The organism is Streptomyces sp. NRRL F-5123 (genome assembly GCF_000721495.1).
Classification (GTDB): Bacteria; Actinomycetota; Actinomycetes; order Streptomycetales; family Streptomycetaceae; genus Actinacidiphila.
The window spans coordinates 1-9,720 of sequence record NZ_JOHY01000105.1 but is presented as its reverse complement, the minus strand read 5'-3'; the positions used below and the strand labels follow the sequence as shown (position 1 = coordinate 9,720).

7 protein-coding genes are annotated in these 9,720 nt (G+C 76.2%); 1 reads left to right on the top strand and 6 read right to left on the bottom strand.

The window, feature by feature from the left end; all coding sequences use genetic code 11:
- Positions 1–200 precede the first annotated feature (200 nt).
- Positions 201–749 (bottom strand): hypothetical protein, encoded by a 549-nt coding sequence (locus IH54_RS0137845; RefSeq protein ID WP_031525884.1) that lies wholly within the window; start codon positions 747–749, stop codon positions 201–203.
- Positions 750–1,106: 357 nt separating this feature from the next.
- On the opposite strand from IH54_RS0137845, the gene IH54_RS0137840 reads away from it, so the two are divergent.
- The gene (locus IH54_RS0137840; RefSeq protein WP_031525881.1) at positions 1,107–2,309 is read left to right on the top strand and encodes a hypothetical protein; all 1,203 of its coding nucleotides are present in this window, start codon (positions 1,107–1,109) and stop codon (positions 2,307–2,309) included.
- Positions 2,310–2,964: 655 nt separating this feature from the next.
- Here the strand turns inward: IH54_RS0137840 and IH54_RS0137835 are convergent.
- The 5 genes from IH54_RS0137835 to IH54_RS0137815 form a co-directional block, all read right to left on the bottom strand.
- On the bottom strand, positions 2,965–4,740 hold the full coding sequence (locus IH54_RS0137835) for an FtsX-like permease family protein (RefSeq protein ID WP_031525879.1): 1,776 nt from the start codon (positions 4,738–4,740) through the stop codon (positions 2,965–2,967).
- Positions 4,741–4,895: 155 nt separating this feature from the next.
- Positions 4,896–5,681: an ABC transporter ATP-binding protein gene (locus IH54_RS0137830; RefSeq protein ID WP_031525877.1), complete on the bottom strand. Its 786-nt coding sequence runs from the start codon at positions 5,679–5,681 to the stop codon at positions 4,896–4,898.
- Positions 5,678–6,214, bottom strand: coding sequence for a PadR family transcriptional regulator (locus IH54_RS0137825; protein WP_031525874.1), 537 nt, complete (start codon positions 6,212–6,214; stop codon positions 5,678–5,680). The genes IH54_RS0137830 and IH54_RS0137825 overlap by 4 nt, the downstream gene beginning before the upstream one ends.
- Positions 6,215–6,781: 567 nt before the next feature.
- Positions 6,782–7,654 carry a pentapeptide repeat-containing protein gene (locus IH54_RS40880; RefSeq protein ID WP_052398332.1) on the bottom strand — a complete coding sequence of 291 codons (873 nt, stop codon included), beginning with the start codon at positions 7,652–7,654 and terminating at the stop codon, positions 6,782–6,784.
- Positions 7,655–7,837: 183 nt separating this feature from the next.
- A complete protein-coding gene (locus IH54_RS0137815; protein WP_420711823.1) occupies positions 7,838–9,133 on the bottom strand; it encodes an APC family permease in 1,296 nt (431 codons plus the stop codon).
- Positions 9,134–9,720 lie beyond the last annotated feature (587 nt).

Below are 9,720 nucleotides of genomic sequence, written 5' to 3'. Positions count from 1 at the left end.
CGAGGAGGTACCCCCGGAGTGGCCCCCGACCCCACCCACCGAAGCAGAAGCGCGATGCCCCGCCGGGCAACACCAGGGGCGCGTGGGGGTACCTCCCAGGCGAAGCTCTGGGGGAGAACTGCGCGACCAGCCCCCACGCAGGGAAGATCGCGACGTCTACCGCAAGAGGCAGAACGGAGCGTCCCGCCGCCCCGCGAGGTTCAGTCGCGTGCCGTCCAGACGGCCGCGTCCGCGTCATAGAACAGCCCCCGCAGAAAATCGTCGGCACCGGACGCGGCCAACCGCATCAGCGTCACCATCCCCGGCGGGTACTCCCGCCACCGCGCCTTGTCCCACACCACCACCGGCCACTCCTCCGGCGTACCGCCCGCGCGCGTCAGCCAGAACACCTGCTCGCCGCCGATGCCGCCGCCCCACGGCAGCAGGCCGCCCGGCTCGGGGTGGAAGGGGTACGGGAAGGCGTCGGGATATTCCAGCCGCAAGCCGCGCAGCGCATCGCACAGCGTCGTCGCGTCCGCGAGGTACGCGCGCAGGGCGGCGGTGCCGTCGGAGCCGTCCCGCAGCGGGCCCGGCGTGCCCACGGCGAGCCGCCCGTACAGCTCGCCGGGGCCGAACGCGTCCACGAACGCCCGGTAGTCGGCGGGGAGTTCGACGCCGACCGACTGCGTGGCCGAGCCCCAGGGCAGCGCCTCGCCGACCGCCGGCCGGACCCCCGCCACCCGCGCGAAGTCCTCGATGTCGTCCCGCATCGCCCGCACCACCCTTCGGCGTCCGCCCCGCGCGGACACACGATCGGCCATCGTAGCGACGCCCCCCGTGCGGCTACCCCGCCCGACACGGCCGCCGCAAGCACGGCCGCCGACAAGGACACCACCCCACTTCCGTGCCTTGGGCGCACCGAAGGGGCTGACGCCCCCGGTTACGATGGCAGAAACCGGACAAACAACCCCTGCCCGCAGGGCGGCGCGCCCCACCGGCCGGGCCACCGGCCGCCCCACCGGCCGGACCGGCAGACGGATCCCGCCCGCCCCCGGGCGGCACCGGCCACCGCCCGGCCCGGCGGCGCCGGCCACCCCACCCGCCCGCGACCTCCGGAGGACACCGCAATGGGCCCGCAGCAGATCACGCCGAAGCAGCGCGGTTATCTGATCGTCAACTCGCACCCCGCCGGGTGCGCCGCGAGCGTGCGGCAGGTGTGGGAGTCGATCCCGCCCGCGCCGCACGAGGGGCGCGCGCCCGTCGTGCTGGTGCTCGGGTCGAGCGCCGGGTACGGGATGGCCGTGCTGCTCGCGGGCCTGCGACGGCACGGGGTGCGCGGCATCGGCGTCGCGTTCGAGAACGGCGGCACCGAGCGCCGTACGGCCACCGCCGGGTGGTACCGCACCGCCGAGATGGCGGAACTGGCCAGCGCGTCCGGCGGCGACCTGACGTTCCTCAACGCCGACGCGTACGCGGACGGCACCCGCGCGGAGGTCCTGAAGCTGCTCACCGAGCGGTACGGGCCCGTCGACCACCTGGTCTACTCGCTCGCGTCGCCGCGCCGCACCGACCCGGCCACCGGCGAGGTCCACCACTCGGTGATCAAGCCGCTCGGCGGCGACTACACCTCGCCCTCGCTCGTCTTCGAGGACGGCGTCCCGCAGATCGGCAGCGTCCACCTGACGGCGGCGACGGACGCCGAACGGGCCGCGACCGTCAAGGTGATGGGCGGCGAGGACTGGGCGCTGTGGGTACGGGCCCTCGCCGACGAGAACCTGCTCGGTGAGGGCTTCACCACCGTCGCCCTGTCCTACGTCGGCTCCGAGATCACCGCGCCGGTCTACCGGCAGGGCACGATCGGCGCCGCGAAGGAGGACCTGGAGGCAACCGCGCGGAAGCTCCAGGCGGAGGTGCTGGCCGGGCGCGGGCGGGCGTTCACGGTCGTCGCGGGCGCGGCCGTCACGCAGGCCTCCACCGCGATCCCGTCCCTCGCCCTCTACACCTCGCTGCTGCGCGACACCCTCGGCGCGGACGGCTGGCGCACCACCGCGGACCAGGCCGTCGACCTGTGGGCGCAGTTGACGGACTCGACCACGCTCAACCTCGACGACCAGGACCGCATCCGGCTCGACGGCTGGGAGCTGGATCCCGCGGTGCAGGCCCGCGTGCGCGAGCTGTGGGCCGACCCGGCGGGTGCGGTTGCCGCTGGGGCGGCCGGGCCGGCGTGGTTCTACGGGCAGTTCCGCGGGCTTTACGGATGGGACGTCCCCGGTGTGGACTACGCCGCTCCGGTGCGGACCGACGTGCCCTGGCCGCCGCGGCAGCCGTAGCTTTACGGGGCGGTGGGGGCGCTCCGTTCTGCCTCTTGCGGTGGGCGTCGCGATCTTCCCTGCGTGGGGGTTGCTCGCGCAGTTCTCCCCCAGAGCTTCGCCTGGGAGGTACCCCCACGCGCCCCTGGTGTGCCCGGCGGGGCATCGCGCTGACCGTGCGGGGGTGGGGTCGGGTGCCACTCCGGGGGTACCTCCTCGGAATGCGCGTTCGCCCTCATCCGGAGTTGGTGCCGCGCTGGGAAGCGCATTCCTGCGGGGGCACCCCCGGATCGTCCCCCTCCCGGCGTCTCGTCGGCGGCTGCCTGCCGGTGGGGGTGCTGTTTTCGGGGGACTGCGGTTCGCCCCCGGTGGCGAATGCGCCCCGCAGGTGGACACAAAGCCGACGTCCCACCCGCTCCCGCGCCCGCGCCGAAGCGCGCAGCGCATGCCCGTACGGCCGCCGAGCGCCGACGTCCCACCCGCACCCGCGCCGAAGGCGCAAAGGCACCCCCGTGGCGGGTTCGCCCCCGCGGCGGTTGCACCCCGCAGGTGGGCAGAGGGTGTCGCTCCCACCTGCACGGGTGGTGGGGGTGGGAAACACCCCGCGCCGCCAGGCGCGGGTACCCCCGCGGCGGGGAAGCCGCCGACGTACCGCTGCGGCCTGCCCGCAACAGCTTCAGGCGGGGTCGGTGGTGAGGGCGGGGCCGGCGGGGCCGCGGGTGTGGGACCAGGCGGGCAGTGCCGTCAGGGCGGCGACCGCCAGCAGGACCGCCCCCGCTGCGCCCAGCAGCCACGTACCCGGCGGGGTGACCTGTGAGCCGAACAGCCAGTACAGGACGAGGCCGGTGGGCACGCCCGCCGCCACCGCGGGGACGGCGGGCAGGAGTTGGGCCACGCACAGTGCGGAGACGACCTGGCCCGGGGCGGCGCCGAGGGTGCGCGCGACCGCGAGCGAGTGCCGGGCCTGCACCGCGCAACTCCAGCCCAGCAGCACGGTGTTGAGCGCCGACAGCGCGACGAGCACGAGCGTCACCGCGAGCAGCACCCGGCCCGTCTGGTCGCCCCGCACCTCGATGGGACCGAAGCGCCGGAAGTCCGGGGCCGTCCTCGACTCCGCGCGGAAGGTGAGCACCGCGGTGATCATCACGGTCGTCGCGGCCGTCCCCACCGCGGTCAGCGCCGCCCGCCCCGGTCGCCGCGCCACCAGCCGCACCCCGAGCAGCAGCGGTGTCGGTAGCCGCGCGGTCAGGGCGTTCAGGTGCGGATGCCGGGTCGGCGTGAGCGCGGGGCCGGCCAGGCCCCGTACGGTCGTCGCGCGGGCCGCCCGCAGCGCGGGCCCGAGCACGCCCGCCACCGCGACCACGACGGCGAGGAAGGCCGCGGCGAAGACGGTGCCGGTGGTCGGCGCGCCGACCGTGTCGAGCAGTCCCGCGCTGGGGTCGACGAGCCGGGGCGCCGCCAGCGTCCCCGCGGCCAGGCCCAGCCCGGTGGCCAGCAGCGTCAGCAGCAGGTACTGGGCCAGGAGCACCGCCGTGACCGTGCCCGGCCCCGCGCCGACCGCCTTGAGCAGCGCCGCCCGCCGGTTGTCGCGTCCCGCGCGGGCGGCCGCGAGCCCCGCGAGGGTCACCATGGCGGCCGTCGCGAGCAGCCAGCCGCCGACCACCAGCGTCGGCTGGGTGAACTCGATCATCGCGGTGTCCGTGCCCAGCACGTTCCGCCAGGTGTGGGTGTTGACCCATGCCGCGCCCCGGTCGTCGCGGCTGAAGGCGGTGTCCTGCCAGCGCTTCGTCGCGCCGGGGTCGTCCAGCCGGACGTTGATGACATAGACGCCGGGCGCGCCGCCCGCCGCCGCGCGGGCGTCCGCCGACGTCAGCCAGACCCGCCCGCCGAAGTCCGAGGGCCCCGGCCCCTGCGCCCAGTCGCTCCACGGATAGACGGAGGTGGCCGCGCTCACGGCGAGCCCCACGACGGCGTAACTCCGCGATCCGATCGCGAGGTTGTCGCCGACACCGATGCCCAGCGCCTTCGCGAACCCGCGCTCCACCACCGCCCCGCCGGGCCGCACCCACACCCCCGACGTGACGAGCGGCCGGTCCACGACGTCCGGCCCCGCGCCCCGCCCCTCGACGGAGGAGTGCGCGTCCAGCCCGCGGGCCCGTACCGTCGCGTCGAACGCGAACACCGGTGCGGACTGCGCGGCCACACCCGGTGTGCGCGCGATCGCCCGGGTGACGGGCGCGGGGTCCGCCGCCGTCGTGACCGCGATGACGTCCGGCCCGGCGGTCGCGGCGCGCGTCTTCGCGTACCCGTTCTCGACGGCCCCCCGCGTGGCCAGCCCGAGCGTGAGCGCGGCGGCGGCGACGGTGACGGCGACCAGGAACACGAGACCCTCGGCGGGCCGCCGTCGCACGTCCCGCAGGACGAGCCGCCCGACGAGGAGGAGGCGCCCCACGTCAGGCCTCCCGGCGGGGAAGGCCGCCGCGCCATGCGGCGGCGGCGGGCGACCGGCGCGCGCGGGGTGTTGTGGGGGTGGTGGGTCGGGGGTGGGCGCCGGGTCTTGTGGGGGTCGGGGCGGTGGGTCGGGGGTGGGCGTTTCGGGGGTGCACGTCAGGCCTCCCAGTCCAGCAGGCCGGGCAGGCCCGGGGTGTCCGCGGGGGTGAGGAGGAGGTCGTCGGCCACCGCCCCGTCGCGCAGCGAGACGACGCGGTCCGCCGTAGCCGCCACGCGCTCGTCGTGGGTGACCACGACCAGCGTCTGGCCCGCGGCCCGCAACTCCCCGAACAGGCGCAGGACATCGGCTGTCGCCGCGCTGTCGAGATTGCCGGTCGGCTCGTCCGCGAGCACCACCAGCGGCTCGTTGACCAGCGCGCGGGCTATCGCCACGCGCTGGCGCTGCCCGCCGGACAGCTCCGCGGGCAGCGCCCGGGCCCGGCCCGCGAGCCCGACCCGCTCCAGCAGCCCCGCCGCCCGGGCACGCGCCCTGCGGGCCGGGCTCCCGGCGAGCAGCGCGGGCAGCTCGACGTTCTCCGCGGCCGTCAGCTCGTCCATCAGGTGGTAAGCCTGGAACACGAACCCCACCGACCGCCGCCGCAACCGCGCCAGCGCCCGCTCCCCGAGCCCGTCCACGCGCCGCCCCCCGAGCCACACCTCGCCCTCCGTGGGCCGGTCCAGCCCGCCCAGCAGTTGCAGCAGCGTGGACTTGCCGCAGCCGCTGGGGCCGGTGACGGCGAGCGTCTGCCCTTCGGGTACGTCGAGGTCGACGCCGTCGACGGCCCACACGAGGGTGTCGTCCTGGCCGTACGTACGGGTGAGCGCGACGGCGCGCAGGACGCTCTCGCGGGGGGCTGCGGGGCCGGGGCCGCCGTACGTGTTCGGGCCGTCGTGTCTGCTCATGCGTTCCCCTCGCCTCTCGCCCGCCGGGCGGACCACGTCCGCTCGCACGCCTCCAGCCAGCGCAGGTCGGCCTGCAGCCGCAGTGCGATGCCCTCCAGGAGGAGGGCGGCCCGCGTTTCCGTGCCCGGCGCGAGCGCCGCGCGCTGGGTCTCCGCGAGCCCGCGGATGAGCTCGCGCCGCCGCGCGTCCACGAGGGCGAGCGGATCCGCCAGGCCTGACGCGGCGGCGGCCACGAGCTTCAGGTGGAAGTCCGCCACGTCCGCGCGGGGCCCGGCACTCTCGGCCATCCACGCCGCGGCTCGCTCCTGGCCCGCCGCCGTCAGGGCGTACACCTTGCGCCGCGGGCCGCGCACCGGCTCGTCCTCGCGCTCCTGGACGACGAGCCCCGCTTTTTCGAGCCGGGTGAGGGTGACGTAGACCTGGCCGGCGTTGAGCGATTCGCCCAGGGGGCCGAGCGCCGCCGCGAGTTGCTGACGCAGGTCGTACCCGTGGGACGGCTCCTTGACGAGCATCGCGAGCAGCACGTCTTGCATGGGCCTCCCCTCGTTTTGGGCCCGGCCCAATAGTTAGCGGTTAGGTATTGGCGCCGTCAACTCGGCTGGGCCTTTCGCCGCGGGGTGCCTGTTGCGGTGTCCCGCGCGACCTTCCCTTGGTGGGGGTTGTTCGCGCAGTTCTCCCCCAGGGCTTCGCCTGGGGGTGCCCCCACGCAGCCCCTGTTGTTGCCCGGCGGGGCATCGCGCGTGTGCGCGGTGGGTGGGTCGGGGGCCACTCCGGGGGTACCTCCTCGGAATGCGCGTTCGCCGTCATCCGTAGCCGTGAAGGGACTGGAAGCGCATTCCTGCGGGGGCACCCCCGGATCGTCCCCCTCCTGCGTTTCGTTGGCGGCTGCCTGCCGGTGGGGGTGGGGGTGGGTGGGGTGATCGTGCCCCTGCCCCTGCGTGGCGTTGGCGGCTGCCTGCCGGTGGGGGTGATGTACGAGGGACTGCGGTTCGGCCCCGACGGCGGTGCACCCTCGGAGGGGCCGTCGGCCGACGTCCTACTCGCACGGGTGCTGGGGGTCGGAGACACCTGCGCCGCCGGGCGCGGGCACCGCCGCCGGGTCAGGCGGGGAGGCGGGCTGCGCGGATGGTGGGGTCGGCGGCGAGTTCCGGGGGCAGGACGGTGTCCGGGTAGAGGCGGGCGGTGAGGAGTTGGGCGGCGGTGAGGCCGTACGTACCGCTGAGGTCGGCGCCGACCAGCTTCGTCCCGGCGAGGTCGGCCCCGGTGAGGTTCGCCCCGCGAAGGTCCGCGTGTTCGAGGTCCGCCCGCGTGAGGTCCGCGCGGATGAGGTCGGCGCCCCTGAGGTCCGCCGCTTCGAGGTCCGCGCGGCGCAGCCTCGCTTCCTGGAGGCGGGCGAAGGCCAGCCGGGTGTGGCGCAGGTCGATGCGCGGCTCGTCCGGGTGGGCCGGGCGGCGGCCGAGGACGGTGAGGGCGGCCTGCACGTCCTCGGGTGCGCGGCGCGGCAGGTGCGGGCGGTCGGTGTCGTCGGCCAGGGACCGGCCGCGTATGAAGGCCGCGAGGACCTCCATCACGGTGGCGTGGTCGCGGGCGCTGTCCCGCATGATGCGTTCCAGCCCGAAGACGCCGCCGATGCGCTGGTGCGTGCTGTCCGAGCCGAGCAGCTTGACCGCCTCCAGGTAGCGGCCGGTCACCTGCTCCTCCACGGTCAGCCGGAAGAGGGCCTGGGTGTGCTGGTGGCCCTTGTGCGTGTAGTAGAGCCCGAACACGGCCACCACGCCCGCTCCGACGGCTACCAGCGTCGTACGGAAGCCGGTGACGACGGCGCCGTCGGCCGGTTGCAGGTCGTGCCGCCGCAGGTGGCCGCCGTCGAGCCACCACGGCCCTTGCCAGAGCAGCAGCGCGAAGACGGCGACGCCGAGGAGGGCGGTGGCGGTGAGCCAGGCGCGTCGCCTGGAGGGGGGTGTGGGCGTCATGGCCCGATCCTGCCGCGCGGGGGGAGGCGGGCGCGGGGGTGTAACGGAATGGGGGTGCCGTCACGTCAGATAGGTGGCAGGTCCCTGACCGGGTGTGCCCGAGGGCGGCCCGCGTGCGGTGGGCGCGGGGGGAAGCGGTGCCGGAGGGGGGCACCGCGTTCACCCCCGCCGCGCGCGGGGCCGTCAGGTCCGGCGCGCGCGTACGCCGTAGAGGGTCGCGCCCGCCGCGGTGACGGCGAGACCCGCGACGACGGACGACGCCGGCATGCTGGACGCGAGGGCCGCGCAGCCCGCGAGCCCGACGACGGGTACGGCGAGGGGCGGGCGGCGCTCTTCGGGGGCAAGGCGCAGGGCGCTCGCGTTGGCGATCGCGTAGTACAGCAGGACGCCGAAGGACGAGAAGCCGATGACGCCGCGCAGGTCGGTCGTCGCGGTGAGGAGCGTGGCGAGGGCGCCGACGGCGATCTCCGCGCGCAGCGGTGCGTTCTCGCGGCTCAACTGGGCGAGTGCGGGCGGCAGATGGCGGTCGCGCGCCATGGCCAGCGTCGTCCGGGACACCCCGAGCAGCAGCGCGAGCAGCGAGCCGAGCGCGGCGACCGCCGCTCCCGCGCGGGCGACCGGTACGAGGCCGGGCGCGCCCGCCGCCCGTACCGCGTCGGCGAGCGGGGCCGTGGACCGCGCGAGGGTCTGCGGCCCCAGGACGGCGAGCAGCGTCACCGCGACGGCCGCGTAGACGACGAGCGTGAGCGTGAGTGCGAGCGGGATCGCCCGCGGGATCGTACGGGCCGGGTCGCGGACCTCCTCGCCGAGCGTGGCGATGCGGGCGTATCCCGCGAAGGCGAAGAAGAGCAGGCCCGCGGCCTGGAGCAGGCCGCGGGGCGTGGCGGTCGCGCCGCCCGCGTCCCAGGCCAGGCGCCCGGCGTCGGCGTGCCCGCCGCTCAGCCCCACGACGACGCACGCGGCGAGCACGCCGAGCGTGACCGCCACGATCAGCCGGGTCAGCCAGGCCGCTTTGCGGACGCCCAGGCAGTTGACGACCGTGAGCGCGACGACCGCCCCCACGGCGGTGGCCCGCGCCTGGCCCGGCCACGCGTAGTGCCCGACCGTCAGCGCCATCGCCGCGCACGACGCCGTCTTGCCCGCGACGAAGCTCCACCCGGCGAGGTAGCCCCAGAACGGCCCGAGCCGCTCCCGCCCGTACACGTACGTCCCGCCCGACTCCGGATGCCGCGCGGCGAGCCGCGCGGAGGAGGTGGCGTTGCAGTACGCGACGACCGCCGCGATCGCGAGGGCGCCGAGCAGGCCGCTCCCGGCCGCGGCGGCTGCGGGGGCGAACGCGCTGAAGACGCCGGCGCCGATCATGGCTCCGAGCCCGACGACAACTGCGTCCCCCACCCCCAACCGCCGTCCGAGCCCCGCCTCGCCGGGAGCGCCCTCCCCGCCGGGGGCGGTGGTGGGACCTGATTCTTCGCGTTTCACGCGCGCATGTTCCCACCTGCAGGTGAACAGGAGCTTGCGGCTCGGGCGCCGGGCCGCACCTTGCCGTGCCCGGGCGGATCCCTGCCCCGCCGGGCGGCCCCGCGTCCGGGCCTCCCCTCGGTCGGCGAACGACTCCGCGTAGGACGCGACGGACCTGCTGCTGCCCCGCAGCGGGGGTGCCCGCGCGTGGCGGCGGGGGGTGCTTCCCTGCGACTTGGACGTCGGCTCTCCGCCTACCTGCGGGGGGTGCAGCGCCGTCGGGGGCGAACCCGCCACCGGGGTGCCCGCGCCTGACGGCGCGGGGGTTTCCCACCCCCACCACCCGTGCAGGTGGGACGTCGGCTAACGGCCTCCCTGCGGGGGTGACCCGCCATCGGGGGCGAACCGCAGTCCCTGGGACACCACCCCACCGGCGGGGCAGCCGCCGGCGCGACGTCGGGAGGGGGACGATCACCCCACCCACCCCCGCCCCCACTGGCGGGGCAGCCGCCGGCGCGACGTCGGGAGGGGGACGATCAGCCCACCCACCCCCGCCCCCACCGGCGGGCAGCCGCCGGCGAGACGGCGGGGGAAGGGGACGATCACCC

Bases quoted from the DNA above. Each gene is read 5' to 3' on its own strand.
- IH54_RS0137845 (WP_031525884.1), bottom strand. From the start codon at position 749: ATGCGGGACGACATCGAGGACTTCGCGCGGGTGGCGGGGGTCCGGCCG.
- IH54_RS0137840 (WP_031525881.1), top strand. From the start codon at position 1,107: ATGGGCCCGCAGCAGATCACGCCGAAGCAGCGCGGTTATCTGATCGTC.
- IH54_RS0137830 (WP_031525877.1), bottom strand. From the start codon at position 5,681: ATGAGCAGACACGACGGCCCGAACACGTACGGCGGCCCCGGCCCCGCA.
- IH54_RS0137825 (WP_031525874.1), bottom strand. From the start codon at position 6,214: ATGCAAGACGTGCTGCTCGCGATGCTCGTCAAGGAGCCGTCCCACGGG.
- IH54_RS40880 (WP_052398332.1), bottom strand. From the start codon at position 7,654: ATGACGCCCACACCCCCCTCCAGGCGACGCGCCTGGCTCACCGCCACC.